Raw genomic sequence first — 20,796 nt, 5'->3', positions numbered from 1 at the left:
CAGGCTATCGAAGGTTCACTCTTTCAAGATACGTCCCGCGTCCGCCACTCTTTTAAGAGTGAGCAATCAACCGACATGTTCTGAAAAGGCAGTCGGTTTTTTTGTGCCTGAAATTTGAGGTGTGTTTTGGTTGCATGTTATGGCGGGGTCCGTCATCATAGCGCATCGGCTTACAACACTAGTCTACCATGCGTTTTTTCTTGATTTTCCTCTCATTTATTCATGTGTTTTCAGCAGCAGCACTCCAAGTCGGCGCTGAGCGTTATGAGCAATATCTCCCATTATTAAAAAACCAACGAGTTGCCTTAGTGGTGAATCAAACTGCACAAACGCAAGATGGACATTTGCTGGATAGCTTACTTAGGAAAGGCGTTGATGTACGTAAAGTGTTTGCGCCCGAGCATGGCTTTAGAGGCAACCATGATGCTGGAGCGAAAGTGAGCTCGAGCAAAGATAGTAAAACTGGACTGCCGATTGTGTCGTTGTACGGCAAAAATAAAAAACCAACAGCAGAAGCACTTGATGACATAGATGTGATTATCTTTGATATTCAAGATGTGGGTGTGCGCTTTTATACTTATATCAGCACCATGCATTATGTGATGGAAGCAACAGCTGAACATGGTAAAGGTTTGATTGTGCTCGATAGGCCAAACCCCAATATTGCTTATGTGGATGGGCCTGTGCTTGAGCCTAAGTTTCGCTCATTTGTGGGGATGCACCCCATTCCCGTACTGCATGGTATGACGGTAGGGGAGCTTGCGAAAATGATCAGTGCTGAGGGGTGGTTAAACACGGATAAAAAGCTCAATCTGACGGTGGTGCCAGTTGCTGAATATCGTGGTGACATGCAATATGACCTACCTGTTAAACCCAGTCCAAACTTGCCGAACGCACAAGCCATTGCGCTTTATCCATCGTTGTGTTTTTTTGAAGCAACGCCAGTGTCGGTGGGCCGCGGTACAGCAATGCCTTTTCAAATTTTTGGTCATGATGTGGTCAAGCTGGGGAGCTACAGTTTTACCCCATTGCCAGTACAGGGCGCTGCAAGCAACCCAAAACTGAATGGCACAACAGCATTTGGTTTGGATTTACGCGCACATAAAGTGACTGGGCTTGATTTGAGTTGGTTTGTTGCCAGCGCACAAGCATTTGCTCAAAACGGACAAACGTTTTTCACACATCCACAGTTTATGGATAAATTGGCGGGAACGGATAAGTTGAGAAAAGCCATTTCTCAAGGGCTGCCATTGACGGAAATACAAAGCAGTTGGCAGGCTGATTTAGCTGCATTTAAGCAGCGTCGTCAGCCTTATTTACTGTATGCTCGTTAGCCGTGGCGAATTTCATACATGTGTTCATTGGCGCGCTCAGCTCTTTTTTGCCAATGTAAGTTAGATTGGGTCAAGGCGATAAACAAGACATCTATCAAGTAGCTTTGTGATGTACGAGTAAGAATTGATGCGTGCCTCACAGGCTCCTCGCCAATGACATTGAACAATTGAATATTTGCTAATTCATTCAAAGAGCTATTGCCATAGCGAGACAAAGAAAGAATGGTGCATTGATTGTTTCTAGCTTGCTTGGCTACACGCAGTACACCTTTGCTTTGCCCTGAGTCACTAACGGCAATCAACAAATCATCTTTACCCATAGTCGCCATGTAACTGGCCGCGGTGAGTTCATCGGTTTGGGCTATGGCTGGTAGGCCAAGCTTTTGCAACTTTAATGCAAAGTCTTGTGCCATAGTAAAACTACCACCCACTGCGCAAAGTAGTATTTTTTTAGCAGATTTAATGGCTGTAATTGCACGTTCAAATTGTGCCTGTGTGTTGATCTTTTGTGTTTCACTCAAAATGCTTTGCTGATGTGCTAGAAGCTTTTGTGCCATCACTTCAATCGAGTCATTGCTGGTAATATGCGTTTTGACCGTTTCAGGATAATAAGCCTGTAAATTTAAATCATCTATGACTGCTAATTTGAAGGCTGGAAAACCTTTATATCCGAGTTTTTGGGCAAACTTAACTACGCTTGATTGGCTGACCCCGGCTTGTTTTGCTAATTCTATTGAGGAAAGCGAACGAATTTTTTCACCTGAATTAAGCGTGAAATCAGCCAACTTCGCTTCGCTGCTCGATAGGCTGGGCTTGAGCGCCTTTATTTTTACAAATGTCGACATTACGATACTTCATGGTTACTTAGTTGTATTCATTATAGGTTCAATTATTTTCAATATATAGTCGCCGAATTAATTATTGTGTTTTTTTTCACACAAAAAAATTATTTAAGGTACAAATGTTGCCAATGTAATCGTTAGCGTGTAAAAGCCTTGGTTTTTGCCAATGAACTCTTTAAGCTACTAAGCCTTTATAAATAATGACTAAGCGGCGATGCTGTAAGGGAATGTATGAGTTGGTATTCAATTTTGCCACCATTAATTGCGATATTGGTGGTGTTTTGGCGTAAGGAAGTGATTCTCGCACTCCTACTTGCGCTCATTTCTTCAGAATTTTTGTTGCTTATGCAACACGGAAATAGTCAACTTTTAATGACACCTGTCAATAGTATTGAACGCATTGTTGATGTGGTGACCTCGGCAGGAAATAGCAGAATACTGCTGTTTAGCTTAATTATTGGGGCATTGCTTGCTTACATTCGTGAGTCGGGCGGGGTTGCTGCCACTGTTAACGTGTTGATGAATAAAGGTGTTGCGAAAAGTAAGCGGCAGGTTGGTTTATTAACCATGTTTACAGGCACCGCCGTATTTATTGAGTCCAATATGAGTGTGCTTACCTCTGGTATCGTGTCGCGGGGATTATTCGATAAATTTAAAATGAGTAGAGCGCGGTTAGCTTACATTATCGATAGCACCAGCGCGCCGGTCTGTATTTTAATTTTACTCAATGGCTGGGGCGCTTATGTGCTTGGTCTGTTAAGTAACTATGAGCTAGAGCAAAGCGCTGTGAGTGTGCTTTGGAGTAGTGTACCGTTTAACTTCTACGCCATTATTGCCTTGTTGATAGTGCTGTACACTATTGTTTTTGACAAAGTGCATGGTCCAATGAAGTTGGCAGAAGCGCAGTTAGAAAAACAGCAATTAGAACTGGATGCGGGGCCAAAAGCCACCAAAGCACGCTTTATGTTACTGCCTCTTTTGACGCTCATAGGCTCAATGATTGCATTTATGTTTTGGACTGGCGATGGCGTATTGGCTAATGGCAGTGGTTCAAAGTCGGTGCTCTATGCCACCATTTTAGCCCTCGCTGTGGCTTACTTTTTATTGCTATTGGATAAACGCTTTAATCACCACGAGTTAGTTGATATTGGCTTTAAGGGCATGGGCGAGTTATTGCCGCTGGTCAGTATTGTATTGTTGTCGCTTACTCTGGGTGCAAGCTTAAAAGCGTTGGGAACAGGCGTATTTGTGGCATCAATCGTTGGTGATTACTTACCTATTTATTTTATCGTACCTGTCTTGTTTTTGGCTGGGGCGATTATGTCGTTTACCACAGGCACTTCTTGGGGCACATTTGCTATTTTGATCCCCATTGGTGTGCCACTCATTCAAGCTTTAGGCCTGCCGCCTGCTTTGGTAGTGGGGGCGATTCTGAGTGGCGGGATTTTTGGTGATCACTGCTCACCCATCTCTGATACGAGCGCTGTATCGGCGTTGGCATCAGGATGTGATTTGCTAACCCATGTTAAAACACAGCTTCCTTATGCATTAGTCGGTGGCGGCTTGTCACTCATATGCTTTTTTGTCGCCAGTGTGATTATGATCTAACCACACTGAGTTGATTGATTATTTTTAAGGGTAGCAATATGAACAAGCTGCCCTTTTTCATTTCTATCAAAAGCGATTAAAACGCCCTGGGTGGCATTGTCGAAACTTTGTTTGTCCGTCACTTGTTTTACAATGTCAGCGCTCACTTCAAGTAATAGCTTTTCTTTGCAGTCGGCAATGAACCAAGTGTTATTTGCAATTTGGATTAACCTACCTCGGTTACCATGGATCTGATCAAGCATATTTTGCGATGTGGCTAACGCATCATCTAGCTGCGCTTTACGGGTGATAAAAGCGCGTTGGTACTGGCCATGGTGTAGCTCGTGTTTCTCAATATGATTAAACTGATCTAACTCTAGCGTATAAAGGGGCAGTGGTTCACTTTGGTAAGTTGTGAACACAAAATGACATAGAAATGCCGCAGCCATGCATGCACACACCCATTGCAATCGAGGTAAAAGCGATTGAGCCTTATGTGTTTTGAACACGGATTTAAAATCGTTCAGCTCAGCGTTAGTCAAAGGCTGCTGACGCTTTTGCGCTTCGTATTCAAGTTTGAGCTGTTGTTGCAGTTGTTGCTCTTTATTCATGATCTGCTCCAATACACTGTTTGAGCTGAGTTTTTGCATAGCGAAGTCGCGTTTTGATAGTTTCAGCATTGCAATGTGTGATATCTGCGATTTCATTTAGACTAAAACCTTCAAGCTGAAGTGATAGTGCTTCTTTTTGTAAAAATGGTAGCTGTGCCATTGCTTCGCTCAATGAGTGGGTAGGCTCTTCATACTCAAAATGAGCACTCGCTGTACACTGCTCATCTAACTCAATAAAGTGCTTTTGTTTGCGTAGCTCATCAATCAGTAAATTACGGGCAACAGTAAATAGCCAGGCTTTTGGGGTTTGCTGTTGTTGATATAGATGACTTTTTTCCATGGTTTTTAGCCAAGTTTTTTGGCATAAGTCTTTGGCAAGTTCAGCGTCGCTGTGACTGCGTAAAAAGTGGAAAAGATCTTGGCTATATGTATCAACCAAGATTTCCAAATAACGTGTTTTGCCAGTCGTTTTATACGCCAGAAGGAGATCGTCTTGCTCATTGGTGATATTTAGCCACGATTTTAAAGCTATTAGCATAGGCATATCTCCAAAGGGGCAAAGCCCCTATATTCTTTACTGTGCAAGCTTAAACTCTAACACAACACTTTGATTATTTTGCATTACCGCTTTGCCATCCACTATTTTTGGACGGTATTTCCAACGTCTTAATGCATTGGTTGCTGCGCGATTGAAGGTGCGCTTTGGTTCGGCATTTACCACTTCAACATTCGTGACCTCTCCTGAAGGTGAAATTGAAAAAGACAACTCTACCCAACCTTCAACACCATCTCTTGCTGCCGTCACCGGATAACTCGGTTCACTGCGCACAATTGGGGTGGCATCTCCTTGCGATGGTATACCAAAAGTGTTGCCCATGCTGACTTTTGTCGTGGGTACCTCAATACTGAATGTGTTTAAGTTAGTTAGCCCTGGCGCCTCGGTTACTTGAGTAAGTGTGCGCGGCGGTGGCGGACTGACCTTGGGTGGTTCTGGCAGCTTTTTGATCTCTTGAACTGGAGAGTCTTCTTTTGGTTGCGCAATTTCTATCACTTCAACGGGGCGTGGGTCAGGAATACGTACACTGTCTTGTGAAATCAAATAATGCATAAATACAAATGCAGCCCCCGTCATTATCGCACCACCAAACGCCGCGCTGGTTAATTTCACATAGTTGATGTTTTCTTTTTGCAATTCTATGGCAAGCATAGCGCGCTCCTTTTTATGTTTCTTTATCTACTACAACGAAAGAAAAAACCAAAAGGGGTGAAAATTTTAAAAATTTTTTTATTACTGCTTTCGCGGTACAATAAGGCAGCGTTTAGTAGGGTGGTATTATGCAGTTACAAAAAATCGATAAAGCACGTTATCGAAATCATTTAAATAAAGTTATTGCCGCTTGTGTCGTGTCTTTGACCGTGGGCAGTTTAGGTATTGCGCAGGCTTTGATCGCCTTGTTTCCTGATCAAGATGGCAGTCATTTTCATTGGAATCTGTTGGGCGTTGTGGTGAGTGTCATTGCGATTGGTGCAACGCTTAAAAAATATCGTCATCACCCATTTATGCATGAAGTAAGCTATGTTTGGGATCTGAAGCAATCGCTCAATAAAATTACCCGTAAAATGGCTAAATTGAAAAAAGCGGCTGAGCAAGGTGACATAGATGCCATGCTAGCCATACAGTTTAGTTACACAGGTTCAAAGCAATTGTGGGAGTTAGACGACAATACTATCACATTGGATGATTTAAGTATTTGGCAAGCAAGCCTTGATACGTTAGCTGCAAAACATCAGGTTAAGCTTGATATTGCAAACTATGATGAAGCGGTATTGAAAAACTATTGAGTCACTGAGGTGACTTGTTTTTTGGCAATTTAATCACCATATCTATGATATTCACAATATAATGTGATATTGTAACATTTATATATATTTAAGGTCTTTATTTAGTCGTGGCAGAAGTAAGAGCGAGAGTTCAGCTGAATGTAGGACAGCATAGTCATATCCCTGCAGAAATAGTTTCTTTTAGTGGCCTTGAAGATGGGCAAGAGCATGTTGCGCTTATTTTTAATCAAGCAGACAAAGCGCAATCGACGCCTTTGATACGAATGCACTCAGAGTGCTTAACCGGTGACGTGTTTCACTCTTCGCGTTGTGATTGTGGTGAACAACTGAACGAATGTATAGAGAGCATGCATAAAGAAGGTGGCGTTTTACTCTATTTGCGTCAAGAAGGTCGCGGCATCGGTTTGTATAACAAAATTGATGCTTATGTGTTGCAGTCGCAGGGTATGAACACTTACGAAGCAAACAACCACCTCGGTTTTGCGGATGACTTACGTGATTTTTCTGACGCGGTTCTGATGCTCAAGGCATTGGGTTTGGATAAAGTTAAGCTGATGACTAACAACCCTAATAAGCTGAAAGCACTGCGCGATTCCGGCATTGAGGTTGAAACGGTTGTCGGGACACAAGCACATATTAAATCGGGCCATGTGGGTAATCGAAGCTACCTAGAAACGAAGGTGAAACATGGCTCACATATGCTGGATATTAAGAAGATATCGAAAGACGATTAACAGCCAATATTAAAGCTGTTTTAAAGTGCGGCCTGTTGGTCGCATTTTGCGTTCTAATCGGTATAATCACAGTGTTTTTATTAATGTAGAGTGGATATGTCTGCAAACTTTAAAGTCTTTAAAGCTGCCATGGGCGTGCAGTGGTTAAAAGCAGGTTGGGAAATATTTAAAACACAGCCGTTTACTTTTATTTTTATGCATATATTTATGGTGGTGGTTGCATTGATCCCACTGGTTATGCCGCCACTTCAGCTACTCGCTGCGTTTGCTGCTCCTTTTCTTACTGCGGGTTTTTATTTAGCTGTGCTGAGCAAACAGCAAGGCCAAGTCATTTCACTTGCCAGTATTTTGGCTGCGTTTTCTGCCAAAGGGCGACGACTTAACCTATTTCGTCTAGGCCTTTATCAACTGGGTGTGGTGATTTTGCTTACTTGGGGGGCTGGCATACTGTTTGAAGAAGCGTTTGCAATTATGCAAAATGCGACACCTGAGCAATCTCCAGAACGCTTATTAGAAGCAATTTTTGCGAGTATCTCATTCACTGATCTGGCTATTTTTATTGTTTCCCACTCGTTGAACATCATGGCATTTGCGTATGCATTGCCAATTGTGTTTTTCCAAGGTGAAACACGTATTTTGAAAGCGCTAAAACAATCGTTACAGGTATTTTTTGTCAACATGGCACCGCTTAGCGTATACAGCTTACTGATCATGTTACTTATGATTGCTTCCGTACCGCTGAGTATGTTGCCATTATTGGTGATTATGCCGATTGCCTATATTAGCTTCTTTGTCTCATATCAGGCGATTTTTATGCGCGAGCAGCCAAAGGCGAAAGAAGATGGTGAACAAGCACAACAAACGCAGGTATCATCAGGACGCTTTGACGCTTAATGGAAGAGAGTGACAAGCAAAAGCTGAAGAATTACGTACTTTGGTTGTTAGGTCGACAAGAGTACTCAAAAAAAGAACTCACACAAAAACTCAAAGCTAAGCAGGCTGATGACGAATTTATTGAACAGCTACTCGCGAGGTGTGAATCACTTGGCTATATCGATGAGAATCGGTATTGTGAGAGTTTTTTAAGAAGACAAATCAACAAAGGGCTAGGACTCAATAGAGTGTTAGCCGAAGCGGGGAATAAAGGGGTTGATCGAGCCCTCCTTATGCAGCTTATTGAGAACCAAGAAATTGACTGGTTTGAGTTGGCACTAGAAGCATACATTCGAAAGTACACTTCGACCCCGGAAAAACTCGATTACAAAGATAAAGCAAAGCGCGTACGTTACATGATGTATCGTGGCTTTAGCTATGACGAAATAGATTATGCAATGCAAGCAGCAAAAATGGGTGAATAATCACATGCAGCACATGACTACCGCACAGATCAGGCAAGCGTTTTTAGACTACTTTGCCAAACAACAACACCAAGTTGTGCCTTCAAGCTCATTGATCCCGGGCAACGATGCCACATTGTTATTTAACAATGCGGGTATGGTGCAATTTAAAGATGTTTTCTTGGGTGCAGAAAGCCGCCCATATTCACGAGCAACCAGCTCACAGCGTTGTGTGCGTGCAGGTGGTAAGCATAATGATTTAGAAAATGTTGGTTATACGGCTCGTCACCATACTTTTTTTGAAATGTTAGGTAACTTTAGCTTTGGCGATTATTTCAAAAAAGATGCAATCAAGTTTGCATGGGAATTTTTAACAGAAGTTCTGCAACTACCAAAAGAAAAGCTACTTGTAACTGTGTATCACACAGATGACGAAGCGTTTGATTTTTGGAATAAAGACATTGGGTTAGAGGAAGATAAGATTATTCGTATCGACACCAATGACAACTTCTGGTCAATGGGTGATACCGGTCCATGTGGTCCTTGCTCTGAGATTTTCTACGATCACGGTGAACATATTTGGGGTGGCCGTCCGGGCACGCCTGAAGAAGATGGCGACCGTTTTATTGAGATCTGGAACCTAGTATTCATGCAATACAACCGTCATGCAGATGGCACAATGGAACCTTTGCCAAAGCAGTCGGTAGATACAGGTATGGGTCTTGAGCGTATTTCTGCCATTATGCAAGGCGTACACTCAAACTACGAAATCGACTTATTCCAAGGCTTGATCAAAGCCGCAGCAGAAGTGACCAATGCTCAAGACTTAGAAGACAAATCACTACGCGTTGTTGCCGACCACATTCGTTCATGTGCGTTTTTGGTATCAGACGGTGTGATGCCATCTAATGAAGGCCGTGGTTATGTACTGCGTCGTATTATTCGTCGTGCGGTACGCCATGGTAATAAGCTAGGTGCCAAAGGTGCATTCTTCTACAAACTAGTTGCTGCACTGATTGAGCAAATGGGTGAAGCGTACCCTGAACTTGCTAAGCAACAAGCTATCATCGAAAAAGTTCTGCGTATCGAAGAAGAACAGTTTGGTAAAACACTTGACCGTGGCTTGGCTATTTTAGAAGAAAGCTTGGCTGATATTAAAGGCGATGTGATCCCTGGTGAGTTAGTATTCAAACTTTACGATACTTACGGCTTCCCAGCTGATTTAACTGCCGATGTTGCTCGTGAGCGTTTCATGACAATCGATGAGCAGGGCTTCCAAGAGTGTATGGAAGTTCAGCGTAAAACTGCGCAGCAGGCAGGTAAGTTCGGTGCAGATTACAACGAGCAGTTGAAATCAGAAAAAACAACTGACTTTAAGGGCTATGACGCTGAGCATTACACAGGCACTGTGGTTGAGTTGTTCCACGAAGGTAAAGCGGTTTCCGTGCTAGAAGATGGTCAACAAGGTATTGTAGTACTTGATCGCACCCCATTCTATGCTGAGTCTGGTGGCCAGGTGGGTGACACGGGTGAGCTAAAAGTGGCTAATGGTGCGTTTGTTGTGAGCGATACCACAAAATTGGGTAACGCATTTGCACACCTTGGTACAGCGAATGGCCGTATTAGCATTAATGAAAAAGTGGATGCCCGTATTGATGCGGCACGTCGCGATAGCATTAAGAAAAACCACACCGCAACGCACTTAGTTCATGAAGCACTTCGTCAAGTGCTTGGTGAGCATGTTGCGCAAAAAGGCTCCTTGGTCATGCCTGATCGCTTACGTTTTGACTTCTCTCATTTTGAAGGTGTGACTAAGCAACAGCTTCGCGAAGTGGAAGATATGGTTAACGCGCAGATCCGCAGTAACTTTGCGCTGAACACCGAGCTAATGGACATTGATGCCGCTAAAGAAAAAGGCGCAATGGCGCTGTTTGGCGAAAAATACGATGATGAAGTACGCGTCGTATCAATTGGTGAGTACTCAATTGAACTATGTGGTGGTACGCACGTGAATCGCGCAGGTGATATTGGCCTATTCAAGATTGTATCTGAAGGCGGTATTGCGGCTGGCGTTCGTCGTATTGAAGCGGTAACTGGTGTTGAAGCGGTGAACTATGTGGCTGAACAAGAACAGCAACTTGCACAAATCGCAGCGCTAGTGAAAGGTGATAGCGCAAACGTACTTGAAAAAGTCGCGTCACTACTTGAGAAAAATAAAGGCCTTGAAAAGCAAATTGCACAACTGAATGACAAGTTAGCAAGTGCTGCAGGCGCGTCACTTCTTGAGTCAGCAGTTGATGTGAATGGCATCAAGCTACTCGTTGCAAACGTAGCGGGTACCGAGTCAAAAGCATTGCGTGGTATGGTTGATGACCTGAAGAACAAGATGGGTTCAGGTGTGATTGCGCTAGGCGTTGCTGATGGCGATAAAGTCAGTTTGATCGCGGGCGTGACGAAAGATTTAGTTGGCAAAGTTAAAGCGGGAGAGCTTGTTAATCACATGGCTGCACAAGTCGGTGGTAAGGGCGGTGGTCGTCCTGATATGGCACAGGCGGGTGGCTCTGAGCCAGAAAATCTAGATGCCGCACTTGCAAGTGTAAATCAATGGGTTGCTGAGAAAACTCAGTAATCCGTGGCGTTAATCGTACAAAAATTCGGTGGCACTTCGGTCGGTTCAATTGAACGGATCGAAGCGGTCGCCGAACATATCATTCACACCCAACAGCAAGGTCATCAGGTCGTCGTTGTGGTTTCAGCCATGTCTGGCGAAACAAATCGTTTGATAGACTTGGCCAAGCAGATAGACTCAAATCCAAGTTCACGCGAGCTGGATGTTCTGCTAAGTACGGGTGAACAAGTCAGTATTGCTTTACTTGCTATGGCGATTATTAAGCGTGGCCATTCCGCTGTCAGTCTATTGGCTGATCAGATCTCTATTCACACCAACAACCTGTTTGGCCGAGCGCGCATTGAACATATTGACACAGCACGTTTACGTCAAGAGCTTGAACATAATCGCATTGCGATTATCGCAGGTTTTCAGGGGCGTGATAGTGAGGATAACATCACCACTTTGGGAAGAGGGGGGACAGACACCACCGCAGTTGAAATAGCGGGTGTTTTACAAGCGGATGAATGCCAAATCTATACAGATGTAGATGGTGTTTACACCGCTGACCCAAGAATGGTTAAGGATGCGCGGCGGTTATCTCACATATCATTTCCTGAAATGCTTGAGATGGCGAGCTTAGGCGCAAAGGTACTGCATCTGCGCTCCGTCGAGGCAGCTGGTCGATACCAAGTACCGCTTCGAGTCTTATCGAGTTTTAACCCGGATCATGGCACCTTGATCAGTTATAAGGATGAATGCATGTCGCAAAATTTAGTGACGGGTATCACTGCTCAGCAGGATGTTGTTTATTATCAATTTAGCGCAACCGATAAATGCTGTTTTAGCCAAATTTTACTCGCATTGGCAAAATCTCACATAGAAATTGATATGGTGCAGCAATCTTGTCGCCAAGCGGATATTTTGGACTATGCTTTTACAGTGAGTAGCAATGACCACTTGGCTGTTTTAGAGTTATTGCAGTCTCAGCCATTTATCAATGCTATCCGTGACTTAAAGTATCAGCATCAGGTAGCAAAAGTGTCTATTGTGGGATTGGGGATAAAGTCGCACCCAGAGGTATTGGCAATGGTGCTTGGCGCGTTAGCATATGAAAATATTTATCCAATGCTAATGACGACCGCTGAAATAAAAGCTTCAGTATTAGTCACTGAAATGCAGTTACAGCAAGCTTTGCAGTGTTTGCATGTAATATTTTTGACGTAAAGTGCATGGTTTATAGGTTTTTTTGCTTACTTTTATGTTCACTTTTCATTAAAATGGCGAAGACGCGGAATCTTTTAATTATTGGAATACAGGAGCAAGAGAATGCTAATACTAACTCGTCGAGTAGGTGAAACCCTGATGATTGGTGACGAAGTTACAGTCACAGTACTAGGCGTAAAAGGTAACCAAGTGCGCATTGGTGTAAATGCACCAAAAGATGTATCAGTGCATCGCGAAGAAATCTACATGCGTATTCAAGCAGAAAAATCAAATCCTTCTGCCGGCAACATGTAGCCACCCTCAGATTCGATAAATATAGCCACTTCAGTGGCTATATTTTTGCCTTCAGATAAATAAACGCTAGTGCTTCATCACTTAACGCGCTTTTTGAGACATACTGCATCCCTTTGTTTGTCTTTAACACAATACCGCGTGATGTTGCATGGGCCTCTGTAATTTCCGGCCAAGAGAATGCATATTCTTTGTAAGGGTTAACCGCTTTGATGCCTTGTTCGTCAAAGTGTAGCGTGACTAAACTACCCGATGCTCGACTCAACATTTGTCTAGCCACCCACCAAGGTTTTTGATAATAAAAGGCAATCAATTCAAGCGTTGCAACCAAGATTAAAAAGCTAGCTAGATAGCCATTATTTAGCACAAACCAAGAGACGAGTGACAGTAATATTAAAAATACTAATAATGGATATTTTGGTTTTACCTCGTTGCTGTATGGCAACGATTCTTCAAAACATTCCCGAAAGTACGCTTTGTCTAAAGTAAACTTTTCGGTAAACATGCACGGCTCCATAGCTGTTGTAAACGCCTGCTATTGTAGCTTATTGCAATACTTATAACAGTGCACTGCGATGCGAAACTCATTAAAATATAATATGCAAACATTGATTTGGTCAGACCATTTTCGTTGTTAACATTTTATTCTTTATTCTGCTCTTTATGTTCTATTTTTACTGGTATAGCGCATTGCTATTCTGAATATTTTTCATATTTATGTCTTTGAAATGTGATTTTTACGATCGTTTTTAATGTAACTAAATGAAATGAATCAGAACTTTTCATTTGGTAATACCAATTTACAATGTTATTTACATGTCATGATGTTTTGTTATGATGGTGCATAAATATTTATAAAAAATGATTAATCAGGCGTGTTTTACATAAGCACGTGAGGGGAGAGCAGGATGGATATAGCAAGTTTACTATTGCAAGCAGCCAACCTAATGCTAACAGGCATGGTTGGTGTGTTTGTATTTTTGTCGATTCTCATTTTTGTTGTGCAGAAATTAGCGAGGTTTGCTGGTGACGAGCCAACCAATGAGCAAGCAGTGAAGCGAACGCCTCGTCCTGCTGCTAACGATGTTTCAAGCGCACACATTGCAGCAATCAGTGCCGCCATCACTCAATACAGAACAAAAAAATAACAGAGGTCAAATATGTCGCAACTCAAACTTACAGAGCTGGTTCTAAGAGATGCTCACCAATCGTTGCTTGCAACACGTATGCGCTTAGAAGATATGCTACCCATTGCAGAGCAACTTGATAAAGTCGGATACTGGTCGGTCGAATCATGGGGCGGGGCTACATTTGACGCCTGTATTCGATATATTGGAGAAGATCCGTGGCACCGCATTCGCGCTTTAAAAGAAGCAATGCCAAATACCAAACAGCAAATGCTATTACGTGGCCAAAACCTGCTCGGGTACCGTCACTACGCTGATGATGTGGTTGAGAAATTTGTGCAAAGAGCACATCACAATGGTGTTGATGTGTTCCGTATTTTTGACGCGATGAATGATATTCGCAACCTAGAAACTGCGATTAAAGCGGCGATTAAAGTGGGGGCGCATGCCCAAGGTACCATTTCTTACACGGTCAGCCCGGTTCATACTTTAGATATGTGGCTTGAACAGGCGAAAAAGCTCGAACAAATGGGTTGCCATTCTATTTGTATTAAGGACATGGCTGGCTTATTGAAACCTTACGAAGCGGAGCAGTTGATCAGTGGATTAAAGAGCACCGTGTCGGTACCTATTGCGATGCAATGCCATGCGACAACGGGGCTAAGCACTGCAACTTATCAAAAAGCCATTGATGCAGGAATCGATATGCTCGATACCGCTATCTCATCAATGAGTATGACCTATGGACATAGTGCGACTGAAACCATGGTGGCGATCACAGAGGGAACAGCTCGAGATACTGGCCTTAATCTAGCTGAGCTGGAGAATATTGCGAGCTACTTCAGAGAAGTTCGTAAAAAATATGCCGCTTTTGAAGGGAGCTTAAAAGGGGTTGATGGTCGTATTTTGTTAGCACAAGTACCTGGCGGCATGTTGACCAACATGGAAAACCAATTGAAAGAGCAAGGTGCACAAGACAAGTTAGACGACGTATTAAAAGAGATCCCAAGCGTTCGTGAAGACTTAGGTTTTTTACCTTTGGTGACACCTACTTCACAAATTGTGGGTACTCAGGCGGTATTAAACGTATTAACCGGCGAACGTTATAAAACCATTACCAAAGAGACCGCAGGCGTTTTAAAAGGTGAATATGGTGCGACGCCAGCACCGGTGAATAAACAGTTGCAACTAAAAGTACTCGAAGGAGCACAGGCCATTACCTGTCGCCCAGCGGATTTACTCAGCCCTGAATTAGGGGTATTGGAGAGTGAGCTGGTTAAACAAGCCAAAGATGATGGCATTGAGCTTGCTGACGAACAAATCGATGACGTGCTTACTTATGCGCTGTTCCCGCAAGTCGGTTTGAAGTTCCTTAAAAATAGAAACAACCCAGAGGCATTTGAGCCAAAACCAAGCCTCGTCAAACAAGCGTCTGAGCAAAGCAAGACAGGTTCGAGCAGCGCGCCTAAGTCGAGTGCGACCACTGAGCGTTACAGCGTGCAAGTAGATGGTAAAGTGTATGACGTTGTGGTCGCACCGGGTGGTGAATTACAAGAAGTCAAAGTAAAAGACAGTGAACTGATCCCTCAATCAGCGTCAGTGACTTCTAGTGAAACGTTGAATGCGCCACTTGCTGGCAACATTTTTAAAATTAAAGCCAAAGCGGGTGATCAAGTCGAGAAAGGTGATGTGGTACTTATCATGGAAGCGATGAAGATGGAAACAGAAGTGCGCGCGACGCACTCTGGTCGAGTATCACAAGTGCTGGTTAGAGAAGGTGACTCTGTGTCGTCAGGCGAAGCCATTTTAGAGTTGGCTTAGGAGTAGCATAATGGAAGGGATATTAAATTTATGGCAAGCGACGGGGCTTGCCAATTTTACCTTGCCTGCACTCATTATGATGGCTGTGGGTTGTGGCCTGCTTTACTTGGCAATAGCGCGAGGTTTTGAGCCTTTGTTATTGGTACCCATTGGTTTTGGTGCCATTTTGACCAATATTCCTGTGGCAGGTTTGGCAGATCCTGGCGGGTTACTGTATTACGTTTATTACATTGGTATTGATAGTGGTGTGTTTCCTTTGCTCATATTTATGGGCGTTGGCGCGCTGACTGATTTTAGTGCGTTGATAGCAAACCCACGTATGTTGTTGCTTGGCGCGGCTGCACAATTTGGTATTTTTGCGACCTTGTTTGGTGCTATCGCGTTGAACTTTGTACCTGGGTTTGAATTTACCCTTAAAGATGCATCGGCTATTGCGATTATTGGTGGTGCGGACGGGCCAACGGCTATCTTCTTGGCGTCAAAACTCGCGCCCGAACTATTGGGGGCAATTGCCGTAGCGGCGTATTCATACATGGCACTGGTACCCATCATTCAGCCGCCGATCATGAAAGCGCTGACCTCTGAAGAAGAGCGTAACATTGAAATGCCACAGCTTCGTCATGTATCAAAAAAAGAAAAAATCCTATTTCCTTTAGTGGTGCTTAGTCTCACGATTTTATTCTTACCGGCTGCCACCCCTTTGGTTGGTATGTTCTGTTTAGGTAATTTGATGCGTGAAAGTGGCGTGGTCGATAGATTAAGCAATACAGCTCAGAATGAGTTGATTAACATCACTACTATCTTTTTAGGCCTAGCTGTTGGCTCTAAACTGGCGGCCGATAAATTTTTGACCGTCGAAACGATTGGCATTTTGGTACTTGGCGCTTTGGCTTTTGGCATTGGTACGGCATCGGGCGTGTTTATGGCTAAGGCGATGAACCGACTGTCGAGTAACCCAATCAATCCGTTGGTGGGTGCTGCTGGTGTATCGGCGGTACCGATGGCTGCGCGTGTGGTCAACAAAGTGGGTTTAGAAGCCAATCCACACAACTTTTTATTGATGCATGCCATGGGCCCGAATGTTGCTGGGGTACTTGGTAGTGCTGTGGCTGCGGGTATATTACTTGCCCTTGTTGGATAGTTAACCCTTCGACTGATCCCAACCGTCAGCGCAGCGAAAGCTGCGCTTTTTTTATGTGAATTGTTCATGGTATAACAACACAAACAAAGAAAGCTGTGATATGCCTATGAATGTGATTATTATTTTAGTGTCTTTGCTTGTGGCGCTACTTATCCTCGTGCCGTTATTAGAACGGTATCAGCATCGACTTGGGCTGCATAAAATGCAGCGTTACGGTAAGTATGTTTTACCTTTGGTCATGATATCTTTGGTGATCAAACTACTTTATATGATGTGGTATGAAGGGTAGAGGCTGAAGACGCTAGGTCATAGCGTCTTCTTAAATTAGCATTAAATTACTCGCCTTTTTCTGGGTGAGACTGTAAATACGCTTGAATAAACTCGACTGCCTGAGAGTAGGCACTTTCTAGCCTGTTTCTGTGCTCAATTAACGCGTCAGATGTGAGCGTGCTATCTTTACAGTGTTTTTCAAACTCAATGGCAAGGTTGGCGACATTGTCTGCGCCAATGGTTTTTGAAATAGACTTGAGTTGATGGCACGCTTCAATAATGGCATCTTGGTCCATTGAAATCACCGCCCCATATACTTCACGTGTGAGTTGGTCGCTTTGCTCTAAATACATCTTAAAAAAGCGTCGCTGTTTGGCTTCATCATGATTTACATACTTGCTCAGCGTTTCTAAATTGATCGGCGGTGCGCTAGATAATCGAGTTTGCTCGCTGGTATCTTGTTCTAAGGTCACCGCTTTGTCACTTGTACTTGGTTCAACACCTTGTTTTTTAGCGATGGTGTTTGCGTAGTGTTGCAAAGTGGCTTCTAGCACGTTTAACTCTACAGGTTTTGTAATGTAGTCGTTCATACCCGCATTTAAGCAGCGCTCTCTTTCACCTTTTAATGCGTTTGCTGTTACCGCGATGATGTATGGCTGGGCATTGATGTCTTCGCTTTGCTCTGCAATATCGCGTATCTCTTTGACCATGTCGTAGCCTGACATTTTTGGCATATGCAAATCAGTTAAAATGATAGGGTAGTGGCCTTGCTTCCAGATCTCCAAGCCTTGCTGTCCATTCTCCGCGACCTCAACACCATAACCTAATAGGTGCAACTGATCGGTCAATACCTGCTGATTGAGAATGTTGTCTTCGACTAGTAACACAAGTTTATTTTCCGCTTTAGCCTGTTCAACACTCAAGTAATTATTAAGTGTTCTGGTTGGCTTAAGCTGCTTGGGTTTATGAAGGCCTGCCGCTACCAGAACCGCAGTCATAAAACTAGATTTACAAAGCGGAGATGCGTTGAGATAAAAAATATTTTTATGGTTAATCGCCGCATCGTCCATGGTGCTCAATACCACCACGTGTTGCGCGCTATTTTCTAGTGAGTAAATCAATGAGCGAAGCTGGTCGTTCACCGACGCCATATTGTCGAGGCCATCTAAAATCCAAATCACATTTTGTTTGTGATGGAACTCCTCATCACTTTGAATGTTAGCCATGCTCGCAACGCGTGCGCCCATGAATGACAAATAGCGATGAAGGGTTTTCTGCCTGTCGGCATTTTGAGTGCAAATTACAACTTCACGGTTATCCAAAACATTTTTATTTGCGTATTGAACATTACCCTGAACACTAAATGGCAACTCCACAACAAACTCACTGCCTATGCCAATATCGCTCGACACGTTGATTGAGCCTAACATGAGTTCAATTAAGCTTTTACAAATTGATAGGCCAAGCCCTGTGCCACCAAACTCTCGGGTGATAGTGCCTTCACCTTGCATAAAAGGATTGAAGATCTCTCGTAGCTGCGCTTGGCTCATGCCCTTACCATTGTCGCTAACAACAAATCTTAGGGTGTAATGTTCTGACGTGTTTTGCGCCACTTCAACGGATATTTTTACATAGCCTTGGCGTTCTTCATCCGTGGTTGTAAATTTAATGGCGTTACTGCATAGGTTGTACAGCACTTGTCGGACTCGAACCGTGTCACCCACCAAGTTGTTTGGAATGTCTGGTGCAATAGAAAGCTGTAAATCCAATTTACGCTTTTTAGCAACCGATGACAGCACCCTGGCCACTTCTTCAATGGTTTCCGATACTGAAAACGCTTTGTTTTCAATTTGTAGCTTGCCCGCTTCAATTTTAGAAAAGTCGAGAATATCGTCCAATATGCCAAGTAGTGAAAAGGCAGAATCACGGATGATTGTACTTAGGCGGTGTTGCGCACCATCCAACTCCGTTTGTCGCAACAAGTCAATTGTGCCAATAACACCGTTCATAGGTGTTCTGATCTCGTGACTCATAGTGGCAAGGAAGGTGGTTTTGGCTTCGCTCGCACGTTCGGCGTGCAAGGTAGCTTTTTCAAGCGCCAATGTTCGCGCTTGTACTTCTGTTTCTAAGCTTGTTTGTAACTGTTTAAGCTCTGTATGTACTTCTTGATCGCTTTCAATCACCGACTGAATTTGTTCCAGCAATTGATTGATAAGAATCGCAATGTCATCCAAGCCGTTACCTAACTCAGTTCTAAGCTTGGTGCGATAGTCTTGTCTATCAATGATGTCTTGTAACTGTTCTTGCAATATATCGCTTTGCTTTGTTAAATCTCGGCCAGATCGTTTTGCACAAAGCCAAGCAAAAAAAACAGCGAGGGCAATTGCCAGAGCGAATAACGCATAGGCGAGCAAAGCTTGACTAGTCGAAGTGGGCTGTGTGTAACTTAAAATCAACTCACCAACAGGTTGCCCTTCAAAATAAAGAGGTTGGTGTACGGCGACTATTCCTGATTGGGTGATCGTTTCGCGTTCTAATGCTGGCTCAATCACGTTGCTAGAGCTTTGGTATACTAATGTTGTTTCGTTTGTGTTGCCTTTTTTATATAGGTAGGCGTCAACACCGTCTGACATTAATTGGATACTCTCAAGAAGCTGCTTTGCATCATCAGTATTTGATTTGACGATTAAATGTGCCAGAGGAGTTGATAATTTAGCCGCTTGAATATCCAGCTTTGGCGCTTCTTTACTTGTAGGCAACAAGTAGCCTGCGAAGGCGCACAATATTCCAGTAAACAGTGCCGCTATTATTGTTCTTGGCATCGCACTTGCTGATTGACTCGGTGAAGATTTTTGCATTGTTTTAAATGTTCCAGTCCGTCTATTCCGCTGTAAATAAAATAAAAGCGTACAATTAGAGCAATCCTATCACTGTGGGAATACAATTTCCCCACGTTTTTACGCCTTTGTTGGGGACTCTACCGCGTTATTCTCGCCAATAATTAGGGCGCGATATGCTTAAATGTTCTGCAAAACCGCTTAATTTTAGCTGCTTTGCGCGAAAACTGTGCAAACGAACATTGCTTTTAAAAAAAGGGTTGACTTAAAAGGGCAAAACCCGTTTAATACGCCGCACGCCCAGATAGCTCAGTCGGTAGAGCAGAGGATTGAAAATCCTCGTGTCGGTGGTTCGATTCCGCCTCTGGGCACCATTTTTAGGTGCGCCGACTTAGCTCAGTTGGTAGAGCAACTGACTTGTAATCAGTAGGTCATCCGTTCGACTCGGATAGTCGGCACCATTTCCTTGCTAGGAATAAAAATATAAGCAACAAAAGATAATGCCTAGGCAGTTCAGTGAGTAGGGCTGTTGGGTGTAGTATTGAAAATCCTCGTTGGTTTAGATACGAATAAAAATAATGCCCAGATAGCTCAGTCGGTAGAGCAGAGGATTGAAAATCCTCGTGTCGGTGGTTCGATTCCGCCTCTGGGCACCATTTTTTAGGTGCGCCGACTTAGCTCAGTTGGTAGAGCAACTGACTTGTAATCAGTAGGTCATCCGTTCGACTCGGATAGTCGGCACCATTTCCTCTGCTAGGAATCAAAAAATAGCGTCTAATTTTGCCAAGATAGCTCAGTTGATAGAGCGGCTTGGAGTGCATTGAAAATCCATTTTGGGGTTTTTAAGCAAAATCAAATTTGCCCAGATAGCTCAGTCGGTAGAGCAGAGGATTGAAAATCCTCGTGTCGGTGGTTCGATTCCGCCTCTGGGCACCATTCTTTTGATTGTTAAAATCAAAAAACCATACGGTTTTAAAAAATTCGTGTGCCGACTTAGCTCAGTTGGTAGAGCAACTGACTTGTAATCAGTAGGTCATCCGTTCGACTCGGATAGTCGGCACCATTCTTCATTTAGCAATATCATGCTAAAACTTTCCAAATAACTTAGTAATTAAAGTCATTTGGAATTGTATTGAAAATCCTTGTTTGGTATTTCAATACTTATATACATTTTTGCCCAGACAGCT

Annotated in this window: 19 protein-coding genes and 6 tRNA genes; 19 read left to right on the top strand and 6 right to left on the bottom strand. The window is 43.4% G+C overall.

The annotated features are described in order from the left end of the window. Nucleotides 1–188 precede the first annotated feature (188 nt). Entirely contained in the window at nt 189–1,334 is a 1,146-nt protein-coding gene (locus AC5FX4_RS16530) for an exo-beta-N-acetylmuramidase NamZ family protein (RefSeq protein WP_493607425.1), read from the top strand. Here the strand turns inward: AC5FX4_RS16530 and AC5FX4_RS16525 are convergent. Further along, on the bottom strand, nt 1,331–2,179 hold the full coding sequence (locus AC5FX4_RS16525; RefSeq protein WP_493607424.1) for a MurR/RpiR family transcriptional regulator: 849 nt from the start codon (nt 2,177–2,179) through the stop codon (nt 1,331–1,333). The genes AC5FX4_RS16530 and AC5FX4_RS16525 overlap by 4 nt on opposite strands. 228 nt (nt 2,180–2,407) lie before the next feature. Here AC5FX4_RS16525 and AC5FX4_RS16520 point away from each other — a divergent pair, with 228 nt between their 5' ends. Further along, complete coding sequence (locus AC5FX4_RS16520; protein ID WP_493607423.1) at nt 2,408–3,784, top strand: Na+/H+ antiporter NhaC family protein; 1,377 nt, start codon at nt 2,408–2,410, stop codon at nt 3,782–3,784. Here AC5FX4_RS16520 and AC5FX4_RS16515 read toward each other — a convergent pair. The 3 genes from AC5FX4_RS16515 to AC5FX4_RS16505 are packed head-to-tail and all read right to left on the bottom strand — an operon-like array spanning nt 3,781 to nt 5,581. Continuing rightward, nucleotides 3,781–4,374 carry a hypothetical protein gene (locus tag AC5FX4_RS16515; RefSeq protein ID WP_493607422.1) on the bottom strand — a complete coding sequence of 198 codons (594 nt, stop codon included), beginning with the start codon at nt 4,372–4,374 and terminating at the stop codon, nt 3,781–3,783. The genes AC5FX4_RS16520 and AC5FX4_RS16515 overlap by 4 nt on opposite strands. Then, complete coding sequence (locus tag AC5FX4_RS16510) at nt 4,367–4,912, bottom strand: RNA polymerase sigma factor (protein WP_493607421.1); 546 nt, start codon at nt 4,910–4,912, stop codon at nt 4,367–4,369. The genes AC5FX4_RS16515 and AC5FX4_RS16510 overlap by 8 nt, the downstream gene beginning before the upstream one ends. Nucleotides 4,913–4,948: 36 nt before the next feature. Then, on the bottom strand, nt 4,949–5,581 hold the full coding sequence (locus tag AC5FX4_RS16505) for an energy transducer TonB (protein ID WP_493607420.1): 633 nt from the start codon (nt 5,579–5,581) through the stop codon (nt 4,949–4,951). A gap of 128 nt (nt 5,582–5,709) precedes the next feature. Between AC5FX4_RS16505 and AC5FX4_RS16500 the strand changes: the two genes are divergently transcribed. From AC5FX4_RS16500 to csrA, 7 genes are all read left to right on the top strand, one after another. Then, nucleotides 5,710–6,216, top strand: coding sequence for a DUF3087 domain-containing protein (locus AC5FX4_RS16500; RefSeq protein WP_493607419.1), 507 nt, complete (start codon nt 5,710–5,712; stop codon nt 6,214–6,216). A gap of 107 nt (nt 6,217–6,323) precedes the next feature. Beyond that, on the top strand, nt 6,324–6,950 hold the full coding sequence (locus AC5FX4_RS16495; protein ID WP_493607418.1) for a GTP cyclohydrolase II: 627 nt from the start codon (nt 6,324–6,326) through the stop codon (nt 6,948–6,950). 96 nt (nt 6,951–7,046) lie between these two features. Beyond that, a complete protein-coding gene (locus tag AC5FX4_RS16490; RefSeq protein ID WP_493607417.1) occupies nt 7,047–7,844 on the top strand; it encodes a BPSS1780 family membrane protein in 798 nt (265 codons plus the stop codon). Next, complete coding sequence (locus tag AC5FX4_RS16485; protein WP_493607416.1) at nt 7,844–8,308, top strand: regulatory protein RecX; 465 nt, start codon at nt 7,844–7,846, stop codon at nt 8,306–8,308. The genes AC5FX4_RS16490 and AC5FX4_RS16485 overlap by 1 nt, the downstream gene beginning before the upstream one ends. 4 nt (nt 8,309–8,312) lie before the next feature. Beyond that, nucleotides 8,313–10,916: an alanine--tRNA ligase gene (gene alaS, locus AC5FX4_RS16480; protein WP_493607415.1), complete on the top strand. Its 2,604-nt coding sequence runs from the start codon at nt 8,313–8,315 to the stop codon at nt 10,914–10,916. 3 nt (nt 10,917–10,919) lie between these two features. Further along, nucleotides 10,920–12,122, top strand: coding sequence for an aspartate kinase (locus tag AC5FX4_RS16475; protein ID WP_493607414.1), 1,203 nt, complete (start codon nt 10,920–10,922; stop codon nt 12,120–12,122). Between the two features lie 102 nt (nt 12,123–12,224). Next, nucleotides 12,225–12,416: a carbon storage regulator CsrA gene (csrA, locus tag AC5FX4_RS16470; RefSeq protein ID WP_493607413.1), complete on the top strand. Its 192-nt coding sequence runs from the start codon at nt 12,225–12,227 to the stop codon at nt 12,414–12,416. A 37-nt stretch (nt 12,417–12,453) separates the two neighbouring features. On the opposite strand, the gene AC5FX4_RS16465 is transcribed toward csrA, so the two are convergent. Further along, nucleotides 12,454–12,918 carry a YcxB family protein gene (locus AC5FX4_RS16465; RefSeq protein WP_493607412.1) on the bottom strand — a complete coding sequence of 155 codons (465 nt, stop codon included), beginning with the start codon at nt 12,916–12,918 and terminating at the stop codon, nt 12,454–12,456. A 403-nt stretch (nt 12,919–13,321) separates the two neighbouring features. Between AC5FX4_RS16465 and AC5FX4_RS16460 the strand changes: the two genes are divergently transcribed. The 4 genes from AC5FX4_RS16460 (at nt 13,322) to AC5FX4_RS16445 (ending at nt 16,791) form a co-directional block, all read left to right on the top strand. Then, a complete protein-coding gene (locus AC5FX4_RS16460; RefSeq protein WP_493607411.1) occupies nt 13,322–13,561 on the top strand; it encodes an OadG family transporter subunit in 240 nt (79 codons plus the stop codon). Nucleotides 13,562–13,573: 12 nt separating this feature from the next. Further along, on the top strand, nt 13,574–15,361 hold the full coding sequence (gene oadA / locus AC5FX4_RS16455) for a sodium-extruding oxaloacetate decarboxylase subunit alpha (protein ID WP_493607410.1): 1,788 nt from the start codon (nt 13,574–13,576) through the stop codon (nt 15,359–15,361). Between the two features lie 10 nt (nt 15,362–15,371). Next, on the top strand, nt 15,372–16,502 hold the full coding sequence (locus AC5FX4_RS16450) for a sodium ion-translocating decarboxylase subunit beta (RefSeq protein WP_493607409.1): 1,131 nt from the start codon (nt 15,372–15,374) through the stop codon (nt 16,500–16,502). Between the two features lie 106 nt (nt 16,503–16,608). Then, nucleotides 16,609–16,791 (top strand): hypothetical protein, encoded by a 183-nt coding sequence (locus AC5FX4_RS16445; protein WP_493607408.1) that lies wholly within the window; start codon nt 16,609–16,611, stop codon nt 16,789–16,791. 46 nt (nt 16,792–16,837) lie between these two features. On the opposite strand, the gene AC5FX4_RS16440 is transcribed toward AC5FX4_RS16445, so the two are convergent. Continuing rightward, nucleotides 16,838–19,630, bottom strand: a complete 2,793-nt coding sequence (locus tag AC5FX4_RS16440; RefSeq protein WP_493607407.1) for a hybrid sensor histidine kinase/response regulator — start codon at nt 19,628–19,630, stop codon at nt 16,838–16,840. Between the two features lie 277 nt (nt 19,631–19,907). On the opposite strand from AC5FX4_RS16440, the gene AC5FX4_RS16435 reads away from it, so the two are divergent. The 6 genes from AC5FX4_RS16435 to AC5FX4_RS16410 all read left to right on the top strand — a co-directional run bounded on the left by AC5FX4_RS16435 (nt 19,908) and on the right by AC5FX4_RS16410 (nt 20,672). Beyond that, a tRNA-Phe gene (locus AC5FX4_RS16435) sits at nt 19,908–19,983 on the top strand. A gap of 11 nt (nt 19,984–19,994) precedes the next feature. Continuing rightward, nucleotides 19,995–20,070, top strand: a tRNA-Thr gene (locus tag AC5FX4_RS16430). A gap of 119 nt (nt 20,071–20,189) precedes the next feature. Further along, a tRNA-Phe gene (locus AC5FX4_RS16425) sits at nt 20,190–20,265 on the top strand. Nucleotides 20,266–20,277: 12 nt separating this feature from the next. Then, nucleotides 20,278–20,353 (top strand) — tRNA-Thr (locus AC5FX4_RS16420). Nucleotides 20,354–20,469: 116 nt separating this feature from the next. Beyond that, a tRNA-Phe gene (locus AC5FX4_RS16415) sits at nt 20,470–20,545 on the top strand. Nucleotides 20,546–20,596: 51 nt separating this feature from the next. Further along, nucleotides 20,597–20,672, top strand: a tRNA-Thr gene (locus tag AC5FX4_RS16410). Nucleotides 20,673–20,796 lie beyond the last annotated feature (124 nt).

It is taken from the genome of Pseudoalteromonas sp. ATL1 (genome assembly GCF_058933015.1).
The sequence above is the reverse complement of the archived record's forward strand: the minus strand, read 5'-3'. Positions and strand labels throughout refer to the sequence as shown.